The following is a 20770-nucleotide window of genomic DNA, read 5'->3' as shown; positions in this document are numbered from 1 at the left end:
TGGCCCTCCATGTGGTGCGGGTGCTTCATTCGACAATCCGGTGGGGGACGAAGGCCGCGCCGTCGTCGGTCACGAGACCGACCGTTTCGCGGATGCCCAGGCCCGCGGCCTGGTCGCCGACGACCCACGCGCCCAGTGCGGGCCGGTAGCCGTCGAACTCGGGCAGCGGGTCGAACAACTGGTAGACGAAGCCCTCCTTGCCGTAGACCCCGCCGGTCTGGGTCTCGTAGCCGGGAGCGACGATCTGGATGTTCGAGCCCTCGCGACCCAGCCGGGGCTTGCGCACGTACTCCGTGAGCAGCCCCGGATCGTCGAGGAAGGCGGGCAGCAGGTTCGGGTGGCCGGGGTACATCTCCCACAGCACCGCGAGGAGCGCCTTGTTGGACAGCAGCATCTTCCACAGCGGCTCGACCCACAGCGTTCCGGGCAGGCTCTCCACGGCGAAGCGGCCGAACCGCTCGTCGACCACCCACTCCCACGGGTAGAGCTTCACCACGGTGCTCATCCGCTCCTCTTCGAGGTCGACGAACCTCTTGAGCAGCGTGTCCCAGCCGATGTCCTCGATGGAGAGGCCGACGGTGTTCATGCCCGCCTCGGCCGCGGTCTCCTGGAGGTAGGCGAGCGTGATGTGGTCCTCGCCGGAGGTGTCGGCCGAGGACCAGGTGAAGTGGAGCTCGTTGGACGGGAGCATCGCCCCGATCTCACCCCAGCGCTCGACCAGCTTCTCGTGGATCGAGTTCCACTGGTCGTCCTCCGGGAACACCTCGGTCTTCCAGTACCACTGGAGCACCGCCGCCTCGAGCAGCGAGGTGGGGGTGTCCGCGTTGTACTCCAGCATCTTGGCCGGGCCCGACCCGTCGTAGCGCAGGTCGAAGCGCCCGTACACGTGCGGGTCGCGCCGCTTCCACGACTCCGCGATGGCGGGCCAGATCCACTCCTGGATGCCGAAGTCGCGGTACCGCTCGGTGAGCACCACGTTGTCCACGGCTTCCAGGCACATGCTGTGCAGCAGTTCCACGTCGGCCTCGAGCGAGAGGACGTCGCTCATCTCGAAGACGTAGTGCGCCGATTCGTCCCAGTACGGCCGCTCGATGCCCGCCACGCCCCTGGCGGGCGCCCCGAACACCAAGCCCTGTTCCGAGACCGTCCGCTGCCAGTTCGGCCGCGGTGCGGATGTCGCTCGGCGCACTCAGCTTCCTCCGCTCGTTCCGCTCTTGCTGCCGCCGCTGGACACGCCGAACCCGCCGCGCTGCACGGAGGTGCCCGACCTGGTGGAGATGTTCGCCTTCGGGGGCTTCACGGTGGTGCCGCCGGAGATCTTCTGCCCGACCACGCCCGTGCCGCCGTAGTTGTACCGGTACTGGCTGTAGCCGCCGCCGACGAGCGGCATGAAGATGAAGCCGCCGCTGGAGTACCCGCCGTGCGCGCGGGCGTAGTTCTCGTCGCAGTTGTTGTCGTCCGCGACCACGACGTCGTCGCTGGTGGTGCAGGTCGCGGTCACGTTGCTGGGGCTCAGCGCCGCGTACCCGACCGCGACCAGCGCGACCACGCCGACCGTCACGCCGCCGCCGATGAGCAGCCGCTTGCGGATCTTCTTCTTGCGCGCGTACTCGGCCTCGCGGGCCTCGTCGGCCGCGACCAGCTCCCGCTGGGCCTGCTCGCGGGCGCGCTGCTCGGCCAGCGACGGCGGACGCGGCTTCGTCGAACCGTCCTGCTGCCGGATCCGCCCACGCGGGTTCGACGGCTGCTGGGGCGGTTGCTCGGTCGCGGGCACGTACGGCGGCGGCGTCGAGCCCCCGGTGGGCGCGCCACCGGCAGGCACGCCGCTCGGCGGTGTCGGCACGTTCTGTCCGGACTCGGGTGTCCCAGAGGTCCCGGACCTGTCGTTCTCAGTCATCAGCCACTCCCGGCGGGGACGGTACAGAGATCAGCCGCCGAACGGGTGACGAGTGTCCGAAAAGCAACACTCCTCCCCCGCGTCGTCGGCTCCTCGGACGGCACAGGCATCATGGAGTAGATGTCAATGAACGCTCAGCGGTTTCGTCGTGGTGGCCACATCCGCGGTACGCGGGTGGTCATGGTCGGCGCGTCCGTCGGGGGCTTCCTCCTCCTGGGGCTGAGCGCGTTCACATCGTGGCCGGTCAGCGGCACGGGCCTGGTGGGCACGACCGCGAAGCCGACCGTGAACCCAGCCTACGAGTCCGAGGCCGCGGATTGCCTCAACTGGACGAAAGCGGACCTGTCGGACGTCAAGAAGGTCGACTGCGGCAACCAGCACCTGTTCGAGGTCACCGGCAAGGTGGACATCTCCGCCGAGTACGCCAAGGAGGCCAAGTACCCGCAGGCCGCCGACTGGCAGAAGATCAGCCTCGACCACTGCGCGAAGCCGTCGCTGGACTACCTGAGCGGCAAGCTCGACCCGTTCGGGAAGTACACGGTCGGGCCGCTCAACCCCGGCGAGCAGGAGTGGAACGCCGGGTTCCGGACGTTGCGCTGCGGTCTCCAGGTCGTCGGGCCCGCGGGCGGGCTGCTGCCGTCGTTCGGCTCGGCGAAGAAGCAGGACCAGTCGGACGTGTACGACCCCGGCGTCTGCCTCGGCCTGAACGCCAAGTCGGTCGGCGACCCGGTCGACTGCGCCCAGCCCCACACGTTCGAGATCATCGGCGTGGTGGACCTCGCCGCCACGATCGGCGAGGAGTTCCCGCCGCCGGAGAAGCAGGACGAGGTGCTGCCGGGCGTCTGCGACAAGATGGCGGCCGAGTACACCGGTGGCGCCGACCTCAAGGCGAAGGGCCTGGTCGCGACCTGGGACAACCGGGCTCCGGAGAGCTGGGCCGCCGGGTCGCGGCGGGTCAACTGCAAGATCGGCGCGGTCCCCGCGGACGCCTCCGGGCTGACCGCGTTCGCCGGCTCCGTGCGCAACCCGGACGCGCCGCCGCTGACCACGTCGAACCCGCCGCAGACCACCGCCGTCAGCCAGGCGGAGGCCACGGGCGCGCCGCTGCACTCGGAGGAGGGCTCGCCGTCGGGCTCCTCGGGGTCCAAGCCCACGAGCACGAGCCAGAAGCCCAGCGACTCGTCCTCGGCCACGAGCACCACCACGACGACCAAGACGCCATGACCGTGGAGATGACGCGCGACCGGTTCGAAGAACTGGTCGGCGATTCCCTGGACCTCATCCCGCCGGATTTCGCCGCGGCGATGGACAACGTCGTCATGCTGATCGAGGACCGCAACCCGGACGAGCCCACGCTGCTCGGGCTCTACCACGGCGTGGCGCTCACCGAGCGGACTTCCGACTACGGCGGGGTGCTGCCGGATCGGATCTTCATCTACCGCGAGGCGATCCTCGACATCTGCCACGACGAGGACGACGTCGTGAACGAGGTGGCCATCACCGTGGTCCACGAGATCGCCCACCACTTCGGCATCGACGACGCCCGCCTGCACGAACTCGGCTGGGGCTAGACCGCTCGAACTACCCGCGAGCGGCCCCGACAGCTCGCCGACAGCTATTCGCCGACCGGTTTTCTGGCACTACCACGCCATTGAAACGCGACTCGCGGGATCACTTGACGGTGATTTTCCACAATGAACGATAATACTGCTCCGTCAGATCACGTACCGATCACACCCGGAGACCGTGACCATGGAGCCGCAGTTTCGCCAGACGACGATCGACCCCTCCGGGCGATTCCTGCACGCGGAGAACGACAGACTCCGGGTCAAGGGTCCCGCGACGCGGGTAATGCTCGCCGGTGGCGTCTCCGCGTGGTCCGTGACCAGACACGAGGTCGTGCGGCGGCTGTGCGAGGACCCTCGCGTGTCCCGCGACCCGGTGCGGCACTGGCCCGCCTACGCCGGCCTGCCGCACGACTGGCCGTTGCGCCCGTTCATCTCCACGGTCAACGCGTTCACCGCCTTCGGCGGCGACCACCAGCGGCTCCGGACCATGATGAGCTGCGCTTTCACCCCTCGCCGCGTGGAGTCCATCCGCGGTCGGGTGCACGCGGTGGTGGAGCGGATCGTCCGGGACATCGGCCGGGCGCGACCGGGTGAGGTGCTCGACCTGCGCCGGGCGTTCACCGACGTCGTGCCCGCCGAGGCGCTGTGCGACCTCGTGGGGATACCGGACTCGTTCCGGGCGCGGGCCGTGCACAGCATCCAGGCGATCAACCGGCCGTGCGGCGACGACCGCGACTTCATGGACCTCACGTCGTGCCTGGGCGCGCTGGTCGCGACGAAGTACATGGTCAAGGGCGACGACCTGACCAGCGACCTGATCAACGCCCGCTACGGCGACGACCGGCTCACCGAGCACGAGGTCAACGCGGCGCTGATCCTGATGATCGGCGCGGGCAGCGGCACCACGGCGAACCTGCTGAGCAAGGCCGTGACGATGCTGCTCACCCACCCCGACCAGCTGAAACTGGTGAAGGCGGGCGACGCGACCTGGGCGGACGTGATCGAGGAGACGCTGCGCGCCGAGGGCCCGGTGCAGCACATGCCGCTGCGCTACGCCGCGGAGGACATCGACCTCGGCTTCGACACCGTGATCAAGGCGGGCGAGCCCATCCTGCTGTCGTTCGGCGCGGCCGGGCGCGACCCCGTGGCCCACGGCCGGGACGCGAACGAGTTCGACGTGACCCGAGCGGACAAGAACCACCTCGCATTCGGCCACGGCGTGCACCACTGCATCGGGGCGCCACTAGCCCGAATGGAGGCATCAATCGCACTGCCAGCGCTTTTCGCGCATTTCCCGGACCTGGAACTCGCCGTGCCCGCCGCGGAACTCCAGCCTTTGCCGACGTTCATCTACAACGGGTACGTGGAATTGCCGGTGCGGCCGCGGAAATAGCGAGTGGCACTACCCGGTCAGCCGACGACGTCGACGCCGGACCACGCGGTGCAGCGCCACCCGTCGCCGTCCGACTCGAGGACGACCTTGCCGGTGTTCGGCAGCAGCCCGCCCGCGGCCAGGCCTGCCGTGACGTCGGGCGCGAGCGCCTGCCCGGTGAGCCGGATGGCGCCGCCGTGGCTGACCAGCACGACGGTCCCCTCCGCGACGCCCTCGGTGATCCGGGCGACGGCCGCCACGCAGCGGTCGACGACCTGGCGGCCGGTCTCGCCGCCCGGCAGCGTCAGGTCGAGCCGCCCCTCCGCCCACGCCGCGGCGGTCTTGACGAAGATCCCGTACGCCTCGCGGTCGGACCTGCCCTCCAGGTCGCCGCAGAAGATCTCCTGCACGCCCTCCACGACCTGGACGGCCATCCCGTGCCGCTCCGCGATCGGCGCCGCGGTCTGCTGCGCCCGCACGGCCGTGCTGGCGTAGACGGCGACCACGGGCTCGTCCGCCAGCGCGTCCGCGAGCAGGTTCGCCTGCTCCTGGCCGAGGTCGGTCAGCGGCGGGCCCGGAGGCAGCGAGTCGAGGGCCATCCTCAGGTTGGACGCGGTCTCGCCGTGCCGCACCAGCATCAACTTCACGCGCCCGCTCCTCGTCGTACCGCCGCGACCCAGTCGACGGCCGCGGTGAAGTCCTCGTTGCTCGCGGCCACCAGCTCGCCGCTGACGGTCGGTTCGGCCTGCGGGTAGGACCCGAGGAACCGGACCTGCCTGCAGTGCCGGTGCAGCGCCGCCAGGGCGTCGCCCACCCTCGGCTCGGCGACGTGGCCCAGCAGGTCGATGTAGAACCGGTACTCGCCGAGGCGGCCCTTGGTCGGGCGGGACTCGATCCGGGTCAGGTTGATCCCGCGCAGCGCCAGCTCGGTCAGCAGCTCCGACAGCGCGCCCACCCGGTCGGCGGTCGTCACGACCAGGGAGGTGCGGTCCGCGCCGGTGGGCTCGGTGACCGTGCCGGGGCGGCGCAGGTACAGGAACCGGGTCTTCGCGTCCGCCACGTCGGCGACGTCGGTCGCCAGGACGTGCAGCGGGTAGTGGTTGACGGCCACGGGCGCGCTCACAGCGGCGTCGAACTCGCCGTGCTGCACGGCGACGGCCGCGGCGGCGGTGGACGTCGTCGAGACGACCTTCGCCTCGGGGAGGTTCTCCTCCAGCCAGTGCCGCACCTGGGCCAGCGCGTGCGGGTGGCTCGCGACCGTGCGGACGGCGGAGGCCTCGGTGTCCGGCCGGACCAGGACGCTGAACCGCACCGGCAGCACCGTCTCCGCGACGGCGACCAGCGGCTCGCCCTCGGCGAGGGCGTCCATCGTCGCGGGCACGGCCCCCTCGACGGAGTTCTCCACGGGCACGCACGCCGCGTCGGTGTCCCCCCGGCGCACGGCGGCGAGCGCCTGCGGGACGGTCTCGAACGGCACGAGCTCGTCCCGTCCGGGGTGGACGAAGCCGATGGCGGCCTGCTCGGTGAACGTCCCTTGTGGCCCGAAATAGGCGATGCGCGGCACGGGGCAACCATACGAGGGCGACCCGCGGTGACCGACGTTGAGTCGAGGATCACCCGACCGGTCGGCGCACAACCCGGTTCCGGAGCGGGTGCCGCAACTGGAATGCTTGGGCTGTGTCCCCCGATGCGGAGGGTGAGATCAACACTCCGGCAGCTCCCCAAATCGTGTTGTGCGCCGTCGACGAGCCCTTGGCCACGGCCTGGCTCGCGGTGGCGGAAGGTCGAGCGGGGATCCGGGTCCACCGGGGTTCCGTGCTCGACATCATCGCCGAGGCCGTCGTCAGCCCGGCCAACTCCTACGGCTGGATGCGCGGCGGCATCGACGCCGTCTACGCGCGGGCGTTCCCCGACGTGGAGGCGCAGGTGCGCAGCGCCGTGCTCGCGCTGCACGGCGGCGAACTGCCCGTCGGCGAGGCGATGCTGGTGTCGACCGGCGAACCCGAGCCGCACTGGCTGATCAGCGCGCCCACCGTCCGCCACCCCGGCGAGCGGCTGCCCGAGGACACGGTGCACCCGTACCTCGCGGCGCGGGCCGTGCTGCGGCTGTGGCAGGACGAGCGGCTGGAGGACGGCAGGCCGGTGCGCGAGGTCGTGCGGACCATCGCCATGCCCGGCCTCGGCACCGGGGTGGGCGGGGTGGCGCCGGAAACGTGCGCGCGCCAGGTCGCCGCGGCGTGGGACGAGGTCTTCAGCCCGTTACCGAGACGTTAGCCACAGGGTGTGCACAACCTGTGGACAACCATGTGGACAGCTGTGCACAACTAGCGGATCGACACGCGTCTCTCCAGGTCGAGCTCGTCGGTGATGGGGATGCCGTACTCCCCCACCACCGGGATCTCGGGCTTGAGCCGACGCGACTCGCGCACCGCGTCCGGCCGCAACGCCGCCAACTTGAACCCGCGGCGCTGGTAGAAGCGCATCGCGTCCAGGTTGTCGTTCGTCGTGGTCAACCGGATGCGCGTGCAGCCGAGTTCCCGCGCGCGCAGCACGGCCGCGTCCACCAGCGAACTGCCCACGCCCCGGCCCCGGCGGAGCGCGTCGATCGTGACGATCTCCAGCACCGGCCCGCTGGTCGTGTAGGTGAGCAGGCCCAGCACGCGGTCCTGCTGCTCGACGAGGAATCCGGGCAGGCTCGCCGGGAAGAACACCTCGCCGTGCGCGACCGCCGTGTGGGCGCGTTGAAGTTCCAGCACCAGACGCCCGACCACTATCCGGTCGGCTTCCTCGATGGGGCGAACGACCATGCTTGAACTGTGTCAACACGAGCGCCCCTCGTGAACCGGCATTCGCCGTACGGTTGTTTCGTGCCGGTGCGCGTGCTGCTTGTAGATGACCACGAGGTGGTGCGCAGGGGCCTGCGCGAAATGCTGGACGACGAGGACGACATCCAGGTCGTCGCCGAGGCGGGTGGGGCCGCCGAGGCGGTCGTCCAGGCAACCCACGCCAAACCCGACGTGGCCGTCGTCGACGTCCAGTTGCCGGACGGCAACGGCGTGGAACTGTGCAAACGCTTGCGCGCCCTTCCAGACGGCCCCCGCTGCCTGGTGCTGACGGCGTTCGACGACGAGGAAGCCCTGGTGGGGGCGATCATGGCGGGCGCGTCCGGCTACCTGCTCAAACAGGTCCGCGGCCAGGACCTCGTCACCGCGGTCCGCGAGGTGGCGGCGGGCCACTCCCTCCTCGACCCGATCACCACCAGCCGCGTCCTGGACCGCATGCGCCGCCCCGCGGCACCGGACGTGCTGTCCACGCTGACCGACCAGGAGCGTCGGGTGCTGGACCTCATCGGCGAGGGCATGACGAACCGCCAGATCGCCGAACGGCTGTTCGTGGCCGAGAAAACCGTGAAGAACTACGTCACGGCGGTACTGGCGAAACTCGGCATGGAACGCCGCACCCAGGCCGCGGCGTGGGTGGCGCGCAGGTCGCGCTAGAGCGGAACCTGCCACGTGATCGTGGTCCCGGTTCGCGGGGACGACGTGACCTCGCTGCTGCCGCCCGCGGCGATCGCCCGCTCCTCCAGGTGCCGCAGTCCGCGCCGCGCGACCCCGCGGGGGATGCCGCAGCCGTCGTCGGCGACCCGCAGCAGCAGCCGGTGCGGTTCGCGGTGCAGGTCGACGTGGACCGAGTGCGCCCCCGAGTGCCGGACCACGTTGGACAGCGCCTCCCGCAGTGCCGCGCGCACGTGGTCGGACAGGGCGGCGGGCACGTCGGTCGGGTCGCCCTCCACGGCGAGTTCGGGCGTGAACCCGAGCAGTTCGCCCGCTATCCGCACCTCGGCCCGCACCGAGTCCACCAGGTCGCGGTCGGCGGGTTTGCCGGGGTCGGTGCTGCGCAGCGCCCTCACCGTCGCCCGGACCTCGGCGATCGTCTCGTCGAGCTGGTCGACGGCCTCCACCAGCCGGGCCGACTCGCGGGCGTCCAACTGCTTGCCGAGCCGCCGTCCGAGCAGGTCGAGCTGCACTCCGGTCGCGTACAGCCGTTGGATGATCACGTCGTGCAGGTCGCGCGCGATCCGCTCCCGCTCCTGGTAGACGGCGACGCGCTGCCGGGCGGTCGACCCCTCGGCCAGCACCACGGCGAGCCCGGCCTGCGCGGCGAACGCGGCGAGCAGGTCCACCGTTCCCGGCTCGAACGGCGCGGCCCCCTTCTTCCGGTAGACGGCCAGCGCCCCGATCTTGCGCTCCCGCGTCCCGAAGGGGGCGACGGCGAACGGCCCGTAGCCGCGCAGCGACTTGGGCACGAATGGCGCCGTGCGCGGGTCCGTGGTCACGTCGGCCGTCACCACGGGCACGCCTCCGCGCGCGGCGCGGGCCGCGGCGGACCGGGACGAGAGCACCGAGCCGACCGGGTCCCCGTCGAAGCCGAACCCGTACGAGGCCTCCACGACCAGGCGGCCGTCGTCGGCGGTGAGCATCGCCAGCCCGAGGTCCGCCTCGGCGAGCGCGGCGGCCGAGCGCACCACGAGCGGCAGCACCGCGTCCGGGTCGTCGCCCGCGAGGGCCGCGGAGGTGATCTCGGTCGACGCGGCGAGCACCTGGCTGGGGTCCACGACCGTCAACGGTAGGCCCGTTCCCGCGCGTGGCCGTCGGCGACGTCCCACACCACGTCCGCGCGCGCGGCCTCCTCGGGCCGGTGGGTGATGTGGACGACCGTGCGGCCCCGCAGCGCGACCTCCAGCCGGTCGAGCAGGGCCCGCGCGGTCGGCTCGTCGAGGTGCGCGGTGGGTTCGTCGAGCAGCACGAGGTCCGCGTCGTGCAGCAGCGCCCTGGCCAGCGCGACCCGTTGGGCCTCGCCGCCGGACAGCGCGCGGGTGCCGATCATCGTGTCGAGCCGGTCCGTCCAGTCGGGCAGTCCGGCCAGGACCAGCGCCTCGCGCAGCCGGTCGTCGTCGGCGTGCGGGTCGGCCATCCGCAGGTTCTCCCGGACGGTCGTCGACACGAGCTGCGGCTCCTGCGGGCACCACGCGATCCGCGGGGCCGCCGCCGGACGCCCGAGGAACCCGAGCAGCGCCGCGACCAGCGTCGACTTGCCCGCGCCCGACGGTCCGACCACGGCCGTCCAGCCGACGCGCAGGTCGAGGTCCAGGTCCGCGAGCACCGGTTCCGCGCCGGGCCAGCCGATGCCCTCACCCGTCGTCGGCTGCCCGTCGATCACCTCGGCAAGCCGCTGGTGGGCCTCGCGCAGGGCGGCCCGCTGCTGGGCGGCCGCGGGCAGTCCGGCGAGCGCCTCGGCCAACGCGAGCGGCACGAGGCCGAGCACCGGGACCAGCAGCGGGTCGACGTGGCCGAGCGCGAGCGCCGTGCACACCAGCGACGCGAGACCCGTGGTCACCTGGAGCACGGCCGTGGCCGCGCCCGCGCCCAACGCCTGCCTGCGGGTCTGCCGGACGAGGTCGGCGTCACGGCGGGCCACCTCGGCGCGCTGCCGTTCGTGCGCGCCGAACGCGATGAGGTCCGGCGCGGCGTCGAGCAGCGTGAACACGTCCGCTCCCAGCCGCCTGCGGCCGTGGGCCAGCGCGGTGCTCGCCCGGCGTTCGACGGCGACCGCCACGGCGGGGGCGGTCAGGCCGCCGACCAGCAGCGCGACCGCCAACGCCAGCCCGGCGGCGGGCAGGATCAGGGTGAACAGCAGCACCGCGCCCGCGCCGACGCCCGCCGCCACGATCGGCGGCAGCAGCACGCGCGGCACGAGGTCGCGGACCGCGTCGGTGTCGTCGACGAGCCGTTGCAGCGCGTCGCGCCGCAGCCGCGCGGGCCCGAGCCGGACCAGCGCCTCCCACAGCCGCGTCCGCAGATCGCCCGCCAGCCGGAACGCGGCCTCGTGCGACACGAGCCGTTCCAGGTAGCGCAGCACGCCCTTGGCCAGCGCGAACGTCCGCACGCCGACCACGAGCACGGACAGCGTCAGGATCGGCGGCTGCTCGGCGGCGCGGGCGATCAGGTAGGCGGCGAGCGCGCTGAGCGCCACGCCGCTGCCGAGCGCCGCGATGCCCAGCGCCGCGCCCGCGAGCATCCGCGCGGTGAGCAGCCGCCCCGGTTTCCCGCTGGCCTCGACCGCCGTCTTCTCCTTCACGGCGGTCTGCTTCTCCGGTTCCGGCGCCGCTTCCACGAGCCGGTGCGTGGCGAGCAGGACGGCGACCCCGTCGGCCGCCGCCCGGTGCACGGCGGCCATGACCAGCGCCGCCGTGGGCGGGTCGAGGTGCGCGGTCGGCTCGTCGAGCAGCAGGACGCGCGCGCCGCTCCGCACCTTGGCCAACGCCCTGGCAACGGCCACGCGCTGCCGCTCGCCTGTGGACAGGTCGTTAACGTGCCGGTCATACAGGTGCTCGGCCGCGACCTCGGCCAACTCGGCCGGTTCCACCCTGCGCCCGACTGTCAGTTCCAGCTCGTCGGCGACCGTGACCCCGGCGAACGCGGGCCGCTGCGGCACCCACGCGACCCCCTTCCGCCACTCCGCCAGATCCACGGCCCCGAGGTCGTTTCCGCAGATCAGCACCTCACCGCCGTCGATCTCCACGAATCCGAGCAGCACCCCGATCGTCGTCGACTTGCCCGCCCCGCTCGGCGCGTCCAACCGGTGCACCTCGCCGGCGCGCACCGTGAAGCTCACCCCGTCCGGCGCGTCCCGATCCCGCCGCCGCACCCGCAGACCCCGGACGTCCACCACCACGTCACCCGTTTGCCCACCAGTTGTCCACAGGTCGGGCAGTTGTCCACAGGCAAGATCCACATCCCCTTCCCGACCGGGTGACGGCGGTAGACTGGCTCGGGGACGCCCCCCAGGGACGGGTGGGGGCTGTGTTCCGTCCGGTGCGGCGATTTCACGGCTCTGAGCTGGGTTTTTGCGGGGTGGCTCGGTGGTGAGTTCAGCGATTCTGCGGACGGCTTCGAGGCCGTCCTCGCTGGCGTGGTGGGCCGCTCCGGCCGCTCGGAGCGGTAGGTAGCACTCCGGGGCGAGGATGAGCACGATCAGGCCGGTGACCAGGGTCAACTCGCCGCTGACGAGCCGGAGGCCGATGCCGACGGCGATGAGGGCCACCGACAGGGACGCGGCGATCTCCAGGACCAGGGCCGACAGGAATGCCACCCTGAGTGTGCCCATCGTGGCCTTGCGGTGGCGGTCGCCGACCTCGCGGACGGCTTTCGCCTGGGCGGCGGCGCGTTTGAACGCGGTCAGGACCGGCAGGGCCCGGACGAGTTCGAGCAGGTAGCCGGAGAGGCGTTCGGTGACCTCGGCGGCGTGCGTGACCTGCCGTTGGGTGAACAGGCCGATCAGGATCGCGAACACCGGGATCAGCGGGATCGTGAGCGCGATCAGCACCGCCGACGTCGGGTCGGTGTAGAGGATCCACGCGCCGACCAGCGGTGGGACGACGAGGGTCGTGACGAGGGCGGGCAGGTACTTCGTGAAGTAGGCGTCCAGGGCGTCGAGGCCCTTGGTGGCGAGGACGGCCAGTTCCGCCGGGCCGCGGGCGGCGATCCACGACGGGCCGAGCGCGAGCGAGCGGTCGAGCAGGGCAGCGCGGAGTTCTTCCTTCGCGCCGGCGGCCGCGCGGGCGGCGACCGTCTCGGTCAGCCACGCCAGCGCGGCGCGCGCGACGACCGCGGCCGCCAGGAGCGTCCACGTCGAGCCGCCGGTGAGGACGGTCGCCAGTGCCACGGCCTGCGCGACCGTGGCGACGGCGGTGGCCCCGGCGAGGAGGGCGCAGCACGCGAGCGCCCACCTCGCCGAGCGGGACAGCGCGGGAAGCGCGCCGAGCGGGCCCCTCACGACGACGGGACGTGGACCGGCGGGATGTGCCGCGTGCCGATGCGCTTGCGGAACACCCAGTACGTCCACCCCTGGTAGACGAGCACGGCGGGCGTGCCGAACGCGGCGACCCAGGTGATCACGGTGAGCGTGTACGGGCTGGAGGCCGCGCCAGCGACGGTCAGCGAGAACGCCGGGTCCAGGGTGGACGGCAGGACGTTCGGGTAGAGCGCGCCGAACAGGGCCGTCACGGCGGCGACGATCGTGAGGCCCATCAGCGCGAACGCCTGGCCCTCGCGGCCGACGACCAGGCGGGCCATGGCCGCCAACGCCGCCAGGGCGACCACGATCGCGGCGGCCCACGTCCACACCGAGCCGGACCGGACCTGCACGACCAGCAGCAGCACCAGCAGCGGCAGCAGGGCGAACGGGGCGGTCCGCACGGCCAGCGCGCGGGCCCGCAGCCGGATCTCGCCCTCGGTCTTCAGCGCGATGAACACCGCGCCGTGGACCAGGGCGTACCCGGTGATCGCGAGGGCGCCGAGCAGCGTGTCCCACCGGAACGCCGCGAACGGCGTGCCGACGCGGTCGCCCGCGGCGTCCAGCGGCAGGCCGAGGACGCTGCACGTGATCAGCAGGCCGACGGACAGCGGCGCGAGCACCGAGCCCGTCACGATCACCTTGTCCCACCCGGCCCGCCAGCGCGCCGAGTCGACCTTGCCGCGGTACTCGAACGCGACCCCGCGGCCGATCAGGGCGAGCAGGAACAGGAGGGCCGGCAGGTACGCAGTGCTGAGCAGCGCGGCGTACCAGCCGGGGAACGCCGCGAACGTGGCACCGATCGCGACGATCATCCACACCTCGTTGCCGTCCCAGACCGGCCCGATGGTGTTGATCATGACGCGACGGTCGACCTCGTCGCGCCCCAGCACCGGCAGCAGCATGCCGACGCCGAAGTCGAAGCCCTCCAGGAAGAGGTATCCCAGCCACAGCAGGGCGATCACGCAGAACCAGAGCGTTTCCACGGCGGTCTCCTCTCTAGTACGCGAAGGCGAGGGCGTCGGTCTTGGCGGCGTCCGGCGGTGGCGCGGGTGGCAGCACACCCGCCACGCCCGCGCGCACGTAGCGCCGGAGCAGGACCACCTCGACGACCGCCAGCACGCCGTAGACCAGCGTCAACGCGATCAGCGACGTCAGCACCTCGCCCGCGGTGGACGACGAGACGGCGCGCGCGGTGAACATCCAGACACCGTCCACACCGGACGGGTTGGGCACGACCACGAACGGCTGGCGGCCCATCTCGGTGAAGATCCAGCCCGCGCTGTTCGCCAGGAACGGGGTCGCGATGCTCGCCAGCGCGGCGATCGGGAACCACTTGCCGGTCGGCACGCGGCCGCGGCGGGTGAGCCACAGCGCGAGCAGGCCGGTGGCCGTGGAGATGCCACCGAAGCCGATCATCAGCCGGAAGCCCCAGTACGTCACGGGCAGCACCGGCACGTAGTCGATCGGCTTGCCGGACAGCTCGCCGAGCTTCTCGTCGACCGGGTAGTTCGTGCCGTACTTCTGCTGGTACAGGGGAACCAGCTCGTCGATGCCCTTGACCTCGCTGTTGAAGTCGTTGTGCGCCAGGAAGGACAGCAGCGCGGGCACGGTGATGTTCTTGACGCTCTCGCAGTCCGAGCGGGTCACGTCGCCGATCGCGAACACCGAGAAGCTCGCGGGCTGCTCGGTGTGGCACAACGCTTCCGCGGCGGCCATCTTCATCGGCTGCTGCTCGAACATCAGCTTGCCCTGGAAGTCGCCGGTGATCGCCACGCCCGCGAACGCGACCACGCCGACCCACGTGCCGAGCTTCAGCGACGAGCGCCACACGGGCTCCTCGTCGGACTTGCGCCACAGGTGCCAGGCGGCGACGCCGACCAGGAACGCGGCGGCGACCATGAACGCGCCGAAGATCGTGTGCGGGAACGCGGCGAGCACGGTGTTGTTGCCCAGCACGGCCCAGATCGAGGTCAGGCGGGCGCGGCCGTCGACGAGTTCGACGCCGACGGGGTGCTGCATCCACGAGTTGGCGGCGAGGATGAAGTACGCCGACGCGATCGTGGCCAGCGAGAACGCCCACGCGCAGGCGAGGTGGACCTTCTTCGGCAGCCGGTCCCAGCCGAAGATCCACAGGCCGAGGAACGTGGACTCGACGAAGAACGCGACCAGGCCCTCCATCGCCAGCGGCGCGCCGAACACGTCGCCGACGAACCGGGAGTAGGCGCTCCAGGTCATGCCGAACTGGAACTCCTGCACGATGCCGGTCACCACGCCCATGGCGAAGTTGATCAGCAGCAGCTTCCCCCAGAACTTGGTCATCGCGTAGTAGCGCCGGTCACCCGTGCGCACCCACGCCGTCTGCATGCCCGCGACGAGGAGGGAGAGGCCGATCGTCAGCGGCACCATCAAGAAGTGGTAGACGGTGGTGATGCCGAACTGCCACCGCGCGAGATCCAGTACTTCCACGGTTTGAACCTAGGTCCGCCGCACCGGTCGCGATCAGGTACGACGGTCCTCCGTTCGGGTAGGACCTTGGTCCTGGGGTGTGCTCCGGTCGACATCGCCGGTGTCGGTGGCGGCCTGTAGAGTGCGAGGTGCCAGAGGGGAGTAGTTCCCGCTGCCACCAGCGCTCGTCAACGGCTGTGGCGCGGCGAGGTGATCGACATACTGATCCGCCAGTAGTGGGATCCGGTCCCTCACCCACCTTGAGTGGGCGAACGAGACCTCCGGCCGGGTAGTGCAGCACACCCGGTCGGGGTCTGTCGCGCCTCCGTCCGGGTTCGATTCCGGACGTGGAGGCTCTTCAGCAATGGCATCGTGGTTCCTGGCACTGGTCACCGCCTTCGGGCTGGTGTTCCTGCTCGAACTCCCCGACAAGACGACAGCCCTGACCCTGGTGCTGACCACCAGGTTCCGCCCGCTGCCGGTGCTCGTCGGCTCGGCCGTCGCGTTCGCCCTCCAGGCCGTCATCGCCGTGTCGCTGGGCAGCGCCATCGCGCTGCTGCCGAACCGCGTGGTCGCCGGGGCGGTGTTCCTGATCTTCGCGATCGGCGCGTTCCTGCTGTTCCGCGAGGGCTTCGGCCCGCAGGACACCGACGAGGCCGACGGCGCGGGCTCCAGCAAGCAGACGGCGACCTTCCGCCGCGCCGCCCTCACCTCGTTCGGCACCCTGTTCGCCGCCGAGTTCGGCGACGCGTCGCAGCTCGCGGCGGTCGGCGTGGCGGCGAGGTTCGCCCAGCCGTCGGCGGTGGTCCTGGGCACGTTCCTGGCCCTGATGTCCGTGACGGCGCTCGCGGTGTTCATCGGCGGCAAGATCAGCCGCCGCGTGCCCGCCCACCTGATCAACCGGGGGGCAGGTTTCGTGTTCTCCGCCTTCGCCCTGATCGCCCTGTGGCAGGCGCTGCTCGGCTAGTCGAGTCGGTCGACGTGCACAGTGAGCGGGAAGGGAATAGTGGTGGTGAATTCCCCGGTAACCGCAGCGGCGTCCTGATAGCCGAATTCACCTGCCAGGTGACAAACCACCAGGGACACCGGTGGATCGAGATCGATGATCCAGTAGTTCGGAATACCGGCGTCGGCGTACTCGGCACGCTTGATCATGTAGTCCGTACGCCGCGAGCCCGGTGAAACGATCTCCACGGCGAGCACTACGTCGGACGCCCGGAGCAAGCCCTTTCCGCCCTTTACTCGACGTACGGCATCCCGTCGAACAACCACCAGGTCGGGGCGCCGCACGAACCCCGGCTGCTCCGGTTCCGCGAGTTCAAGATTGACATCGATGTCCTGGACCAACCGGAAATCCGGGGGCAGGTGAGGGGCCAATTGAAGAAGAAGCTCACCAGATGCGATGTTGTGGTCCACCGCCGGACTCGGCGACATGAGGAGATGTCCTTCTTGCAATTCGGCGTATCCCGACTCGATCTCACCGAGGGCGACATATTCGGCGACGGTGAACAAGTGCGGTACCGGCATTGCAGCCACAACTACTCCTCACGTCGCGCTCAGCATCTCACGCGCTTGGTGGCCACTATAGAGATACAGGAGCGTCACCGCTCAGTCACTCAGGGTCACTTCAGCGCCGCTGCGACGTCCTGAGCCGCTCTGAGCACTTGGGGCCCGATGGACTCACCGTCGAGCCGTTCCAGGGCCACCACGCCCACGCTGGCCCGCAGTCCGGGCACTCCTCGCACCGGTGACGCGACGCCGTACGCGCCCGGTTGGAGTTCGCCGGTCGACTGGACCCACTGCTTCACGTCCGGGGGGAGGCCGATGGCCTTGCCCGCCGCTCCCCGGTGCACCGGGTGCCTGGAGCCGACGCGGTAGGCCACGTGGAACGCCGTCCACGACGGTTCGACCACCGCGACCGCCTGGGCCTCGCTGCCGTCCGCCACGGTCAGGTGGGCGGTCGCGCCGACCTGGTCCGCCAGCTCGCGCAGCGCGGGCTGCGCCGCCATCCGCAGTTGCGGCAGCACGTTCGCCGCGAGCCGCAGCACGCCCAGGCCGAGCCGCACCTTGGAGCCCTCGCGCCGCACCAGGCCCCTGGCCTGCAACGGGACCAGCAGCCGGTAGACCGCGGCCCGGCTCGCGCCGATCGCGGCGGCCAGTTCGCTGATGCTCGGCGCGTCCGTCTCCGCGTCGGCGACCGCCTGGAGCAGGGCGAGGCCCCGCTCCAGGGTCAGCGAACTCTCCTTCGAGGCCGCCGGGGGCACGGGGAGGCGTCCCCGCGGGTCCGAGTGCGGTCTGACCAAGGTGCCCTACTTCCCGTCGGCGGGCTCGATCGTGCCGACCACTTCGGCGAGGCCGACGAGCGAGCCGTCCTCGCCCGGCGCGGTGGCGGTGATGCGCACCGTGTCGCCGTCCTCCAGGAAGGTCCGCTCCACGCCGTCGGCGAGCGCGACCGGCTCGCTGCCGCCCCAGCTCAGCTCCAGGAACGAGCCGCGCTCGTCGCGTTCCGGCCCGGAGACCGTGCCGGACGCGATGAGGTCTCCCGGCCGCACCGTAGCGCCGTTCACCGACAGGTGCGCGAGTTGCTGCGTGAACGTCCACGACTGCTCGCGGAACGGCGGCCGCGTGACGACCGTGCCGTTCCACTCGACGTCGATGCTCAGGTCGAGCCCCCACGGCTGGTCCTCGACCAGGTACGGGTGCAGCGGGTTGGGCAGCGGCGGCGGGGTGACGCGGGCGACCGCGAACGCCTCCAGCGGGGTGATCCACGCCGAGATCGAGGTGGCGAACGACTTGCCGAGGAACGGGCCGAGCGGCTGGTACTCCCACGCCTGGATGTCGCGGGCGGACCAGTCGTTGAGCAGCACCACGCCGAACACGTGCTCGGCCGCGCGGGACGTGGACAACCTCGTCGCCACCGGGCCGCCGCAGACGAAGCCGACCTCGGCCTCGATGTCGAGCCGCCGCGTCGGGCCGAACTCGGGGTGCGGTTTGCCGTGGCGCTGGCCGTGCGGGCGCACGACGTTCGTGCCGGACACGACGACCGTGCCCGCGCGGCCGTGGTAGCCGATCGGCAGGTGCGTCCAGTTCGGCGGCAGGGCCGCGTTGTCCGGGCGGAAGATCTTGCCGACGTTCTCCGCGTGGTGCCGCGACGAGTAGAAGTCGACGTAGTCGGCGACCGTGAACGGCAGGACCGCGCCGTCGAGCGGCACGAGCGCCGCCCCGCGCGGGGCGGCCGTCGCGGCGACCATCTCCCCGAGCCGCGCACGCAGTTCGCTCCACGCGGGCCGCCCGGCCCGCAGCAGCGGGTCGAGCGTGTCCGCGCCGACCAGGTCGGCCAGCCGCTCGCCGAGGTAGCCCGCGAGCGGGCGCAGCGGCACCGCGTGGTCGCCCACGCGCACCGCGACGCCCGTGCCGTCGAGCACGCCGTAGGGCAGCGTCTGCGGCCCGAACGGCTCGTCCCCGGTGAAGGCCGGGTCGTCGATCCAGGTCACAGGAGGTCCAGGTCGTCGAGGTCCTTGATCGGGTCGTCGAGCGAGCACGACCCGTAGGAGGCGAAGACGCCGCGCACGGCGTGGGCCGCCGGGTCGGCCAGCTCGTTGGCCTCGGCGGCCAGCGCGGCCCCGTCGGTGCTGGCCAGCGCGCCCCGGACGTCGCCGCCCGCCAGCGAGCGCGCGGTCGCGACCAGCAGGTTGAGGAACCCGTGGTGGGTGAAGCCGGTGGCCTCGTCGGTCTGGCGGACGGCGTGGTGCAGGCCCGCGGTGGCCTTGAAGGCGACCCCGCTGTGGCTGACCACGGCGAGGAAGTCGGCGACCTCGTCGACGCTGGGGAAGTTCTCCTTGCTGACGCCACCGCAGCGGAGCTTCGGCCAGCTGCCGTGCTCGATCACCCGACGCACGCCGTCGAGCCACTCGGCGCCGCCGCGCCGGGGTTCGACCACGCGGATCACGTCCTCGGGCACGAACTCCGACACGCGTTCGAGCCACACCTCGTCCACATCGGACGGTGCGGGCATCTCGACCATGCGCAGGGCGAGCAGCTCGCTGCGGGACTCGACGATCGACACGGCCTTGGGGACACCGCCGAGGCCGGTGTCGATGACCAGCGACAGGGCGATCGGCTTGACCGGTTTGACCTTGATCAGCTCGGTGATCAGCTCGGCCAGGCGTGACGCAGGACACAGGAACAGGCCGATCGCTCCCGCCCACTCGCCGACACGCGCGTCGAGGTGCCCGCGCACCGCGTCGGGCATGGACGCGTTGCCCGGCGGGAACAACGCGGCATCGTCGACAAGCCTTGCCAGCAGGGGCGGAGTACCGCGTGGACCTGGCGCACGGAGTTCGAAGGCGCTTGACACGGCTGACACGCTAGTGGCGTATCGGTCAATGAACAAAGATGTCCGACTATCGAACGCCCGGAGTGATCATGGCGTACTACCGCCAAGTCGGTGAGATCCCCCGAAAGCGCCACACCCAGTTCCGCGATCCGGACGGTGGGCTGTACGCGGAGGAGCTCATGGGCGTGGAGGGCTTCTCGGCCGACTCCGCACTGCTCTACCACCGGTTCCTGCCGACCGCCATCGTGGACGCGCAGACCGTCGAGGAGAGCCGCGGCGCCACCACGCCGAACCTCCCGCTGAAGCCCCGCCACTTCAAGACACCGGCGCTGACCTGGCCGGACGGCGACGTCGACGCCGTCACGGGCAGGCGCACGCTGTTCGGCAACGCCGACGTGACGATCGGGTTCGTGGTCGCCACCGCGCCCAGCCCGCTCTACCGGAACGCCGCGGGCGACGAGCTGCTGTACGTCCGCTCCGGCTCCGGGACCGTCGAGACGATCTACGGCGCGATCACCGTGGGCGACGGCGACTACGTCGTGATCCCCACGTCGTGCACCTACCGGGTGGTACCCGATCAGGCGATGGACGTCCTCGTCCTGGAGGCGACCGGTCACATCGGTCCGCCGAAGCGGTACTTGTCCGGCAAGGGCCAGTTCCTGGAGCACTCGCCGTTCTGCGAACGCGACCTGCGCGGCCCCACCGAGCCGCTGCTGGTGGACGGCGAGGACGTCGACGTGCTCGTGCGGCACCGCGCCGGCCTCACCCGGTTCACCTACGCGAACCACCCGTTCGACGTCGTCGGCTGGGACGGCTGCCTGTACCCGTGGGCGTTCAACATCCGCGACTTCGAGCCGATCACCGGGCGCGTGCACCAGCCGCCGCCGGTGCACCAGACGTTCGAGGGGCCGAACTTCGTGGTCTGCTCGTTCGTCCCGCGCAAGGTCGACTACCACCCGCTGTCCGTGCCGGTGCCCTACAACCACGCGAACGTGGACTCCGACGAGCTGATGTTCTACGTCGGCGGGAACTACGAGGCCCGCAAGGGCTCGGGCATCGGGATCGGGTCGCTGTCGCTGCACCCGTCGGGCTGCACGCACGGCCCGCAGCCGGGCGCGGTGGAGGCGTCGCTGGGCGTCGACTACTTCGACGAGACCGCGGTCATGGTCGACACGTTCCGCCCGCTCGAACTGGGCGAGGCGGCGCTGGCGACCGAGGACCCGAAGTACGCGTGGTCGTGGGCCCGAAGGGGTCCTGACCTGGATTGACCTGTTTTTGTCGGTGCTCGCCGCTAC

The 20770-nt window shown here is 71.3% G+C and carries 20 protein-coding genes; 7 read left to right on the top strand and 13 right to left on the bottom strand.

Features of this window, described 5'->3' with window-relative positions:
- Window positions 1-25: 25 nt before the first annotated feature.
- Together ACFWW9_RS05690 and ACFWW9_RS05685 are read right to left on the bottom strand one after the other, a co-directional pair.
- Window positions 26-1189 (bottom strand): glutathionylspermidine synthase family protein, encoded by a 1164-nt coding sequence (locus ACFWW9_RS05690; RefSeq protein ID WP_390371891.1) that lies wholly within the window; start codon window positions 1187-1189, stop codon window positions 26-28.
- Window positions 1190-1897: a cell envelope integrity protein TolA gene (locus tag ACFWW9_RS05685; protein WP_390371889.1), complete on the bottom strand. Its 708-nt coding sequence runs from the start codon at window positions 1895-1897 to the stop codon at window positions 1190-1192. It lies immediately after the preceding gene.
- Window positions 1898-2017: 120 nt separating this feature from the next.
- Here ACFWW9_RS05685 and ACFWW9_RS05680 point away from each other — a divergent pair, with 120 nt between their 5' ends.
- From ACFWW9_RS05680 to ACFWW9_RS05670, 3 genes are all read left to right on the top strand, one after another.
- Window positions 2018-3121, top strand: coding sequence for a septum formation family protein (locus ACFWW9_RS05680; RefSeq protein ID WP_390371886.1), 1104 nt, complete (start codon window positions 2018-2020; stop codon window positions 3119-3121).
- Window positions 3118-3468 carry a metallopeptidase family protein gene (locus ACFWW9_RS05675; RefSeq protein WP_390371883.1) on the top strand — a complete coding sequence of 117 codons (351 nt, stop codon included), beginning with the start codon at window positions 3118-3120 and terminating at the stop codon, window positions 3466-3468. Before ACFWW9_RS05680 ends, ACFWW9_RS05675 begins: the two co-directional genes overlap by 4 nt.
- 181 nt (window positions 3469-3649) lie before the next feature.
- Complete coding sequence (locus ACFWW9_RS05670; protein ID WP_390371880.1) at window positions 3650-4858, top strand: cytochrome P450; 1209 nt, start codon at window positions 3650-3652, stop codon at window positions 4856-4858.
- 17 nt (window positions 4859-4875) lie between these two features.
- On the opposite strand, the gene ACFWW9_RS05665 is transcribed toward ACFWW9_RS05670, so the two are convergent.
- Window positions 4876-5475, bottom strand: a complete 600-nt coding sequence (locus ACFWW9_RS05665) for a histidine phosphatase family protein (protein WP_390372019.1) — start codon at window positions 5473-5475, stop codon at window positions 4876-4878.
- A gap of 5 nt (window positions 5476-5480) precedes the next feature.
- The gene (gene pheA / locus ACFWW9_RS05660) at window positions 5481-6401 is read right to left on the bottom strand and encodes a prephenate dehydratase (RefSeq protein ID WP_390371878.1); all 921 of its coding nucleotides are present in this window, start codon (window positions 6399-6401) and stop codon (window positions 5481-5483) included.
- A gap of 113 nt (window positions 6402-6514) precedes the next feature.
- On the opposite strand from pheA, the gene ACFWW9_RS05655 reads away from it, so the two are divergent.
- A complete protein-coding gene (locus tag ACFWW9_RS05655; RefSeq protein ID WP_390371875.1) occupies window positions 6515-7111 on the top strand; it encodes a macro domain-containing protein in 597 nt (198 codons plus the stop codon).
- A 50-nt stretch (window positions 7112-7161) separates the two neighbouring features.
- Here the strand turns inward: ACFWW9_RS05655 and ACFWW9_RS05650 are convergent, their stop codons facing one another.
- Window positions 7162-7644 carry a GNAT family N-acetyltransferase gene (locus ACFWW9_RS05650; RefSeq protein ID WP_390371872.1) on the bottom strand — a complete coding sequence of 161 codons (483 nt, stop codon included), beginning with the start codon at window positions 7642-7644 and terminating at the stop codon, window positions 7162-7164.
- 60 nt (window positions 7645-7704) lie between these two features.
- Here ACFWW9_RS05650 and ACFWW9_RS05645 point away from each other — a divergent pair, with 60 nt between their 5' ends.
- Window positions 7705-8334: a response regulator gene (locus ACFWW9_RS05645; RefSeq protein WP_390371869.1), complete on the top strand. Its 630-nt coding sequence runs from the start codon at window positions 7705-7707 to the stop codon at window positions 8332-8334.
- On the opposite strand, the gene ACFWW9_RS05640 is transcribed toward ACFWW9_RS05645, so the two are convergent.
- From ACFWW9_RS05640 to ACFWW9_RS05625, 4 genes are read right to left on the bottom strand one after another with little or no spacing between them, the layout of a single operon-like run.
- Window positions 8331-9452, bottom strand: coding sequence for a sensor histidine kinase (locus ACFWW9_RS05640; RefSeq protein WP_390371866.1), 1122 nt, complete (start codon window positions 9450-9452; stop codon window positions 8331-8333). The genes ACFWW9_RS05645 and ACFWW9_RS05640 overlap by 4 nt on opposite strands.
- Window positions 9453-9457: 5 nt before the next feature.
- Window positions 9458-12673, bottom strand: coding sequence for a thiol reductant ABC exporter subunit CydD (gene cydD, locus ACFWW9_RS05635; protein WP_390371863.1), 3216 nt, complete (start codon window positions 12671-12673; stop codon window positions 9458-9460).
- Window positions 12670-13677 carry a cytochrome d ubiquinol oxidase subunit II gene (gene cydB, locus ACFWW9_RS05630; RefSeq protein ID WP_390371860.1) on the bottom strand — a complete coding sequence of 336 codons (1008 nt, stop codon included), beginning with the start codon at window positions 13675-13677 and terminating at the stop codon, window positions 12670-12672. Before cydB ends, cydD begins: the two co-directional genes overlap by 4 nt.
- 13 nt (window positions 13678-13690) lie before the next feature.
- Complete coding sequence (locus tag ACFWW9_RS05625; RefSeq protein WP_390371858.1) at window positions 13691-15160, bottom strand: cytochrome ubiquinol oxidase subunit I; 1470 nt, start codon at window positions 15158-15160, stop codon at window positions 13691-13693.
- Window positions 15161-15503: 343 nt separating this feature from the next.
- On the opposite strand from ACFWW9_RS05625, the gene ACFWW9_RS05620 reads away from it, so the two are divergent.
- The gene (locus tag ACFWW9_RS05620; protein WP_390371855.1) at window positions 15504-16106 is read left to right on the top strand and encodes a TMEM165/GDT1 family protein; all 603 of its coding nucleotides are present in this window, start codon (window positions 15504-15506) and stop codon (window positions 16104-16106) included.
- Here ACFWW9_RS05620 and ACFWW9_RS05615 read toward each other — a convergent pair.
- From ACFWW9_RS05615 to ACFWW9_RS05600, 4 genes are all read right to left on the bottom strand, one after another.
- Complete coding sequence (locus tag ACFWW9_RS05615) at window positions 16103-16666, bottom strand: Uma2 family endonuclease (RefSeq protein ID WP_390372016.1); 564 nt, start codon at window positions 16664-16666, stop codon at window positions 16103-16105. The two genes, ACFWW9_RS05620 and ACFWW9_RS05615, sit on opposite strands and share 4 nt — an antisense overlap.
- A 95-nt stretch (window positions 16667-16761) precedes the next feature.
- On the bottom strand, window positions 16762-17403 hold the full coding sequence (locus ACFWW9_RS05610; protein WP_390371852.1) for an IclR family transcriptional regulator: 642 nt from the start codon (window positions 17401-17403) through the stop codon (window positions 16762-16764).
- Between the two features lie 45 nt (window positions 17404-17448).
- On the bottom strand, window positions 17449-18633 hold the full coding sequence (locus ACFWW9_RS05605; RefSeq protein ID WP_390371849.1) for a fumarylacetoacetate hydrolase family protein: 1185 nt from the start codon (window positions 18631-18633) through the stop codon (window positions 17449-17451).
- Window positions 18630-19496, bottom strand: coding sequence for a hypothetical protein (locus tag ACFWW9_RS05600; protein ID WP_390371846.1), 867 nt, complete (start codon window positions 19494-19496; stop codon window positions 18630-18632). Before ACFWW9_RS05600 ends, ACFWW9_RS05605 begins: the two co-directional genes overlap by 4 nt.
- Window positions 19497-19564: 68 nt before the next feature.
- Here ACFWW9_RS05600 and ACFWW9_RS05595 point away from each other — a divergent pair, with 68 nt between their 5' ends.
- Window positions 19565-20743, top strand: coding sequence for a homogentisate 1,2-dioxygenase (locus tag ACFWW9_RS05595; RefSeq protein WP_390372014.1), 1179 nt, complete (start codon window positions 19565-19567; stop codon window positions 20741-20743).
- Window positions 20744-20770: the final 27 nt, after the last annotated feature.

It is taken from the genome of Umezawaea sp. NPDC059074 (assembly GCF_042738955.1).
GTDB lineage: Bacteria > Actinomycetota > Actinomycetes > Mycobacteriales > Pseudonocardiaceae > Umezawaea.
This window is presented reverse-complemented; position numbering and strand designations above follow the sequence as displayed.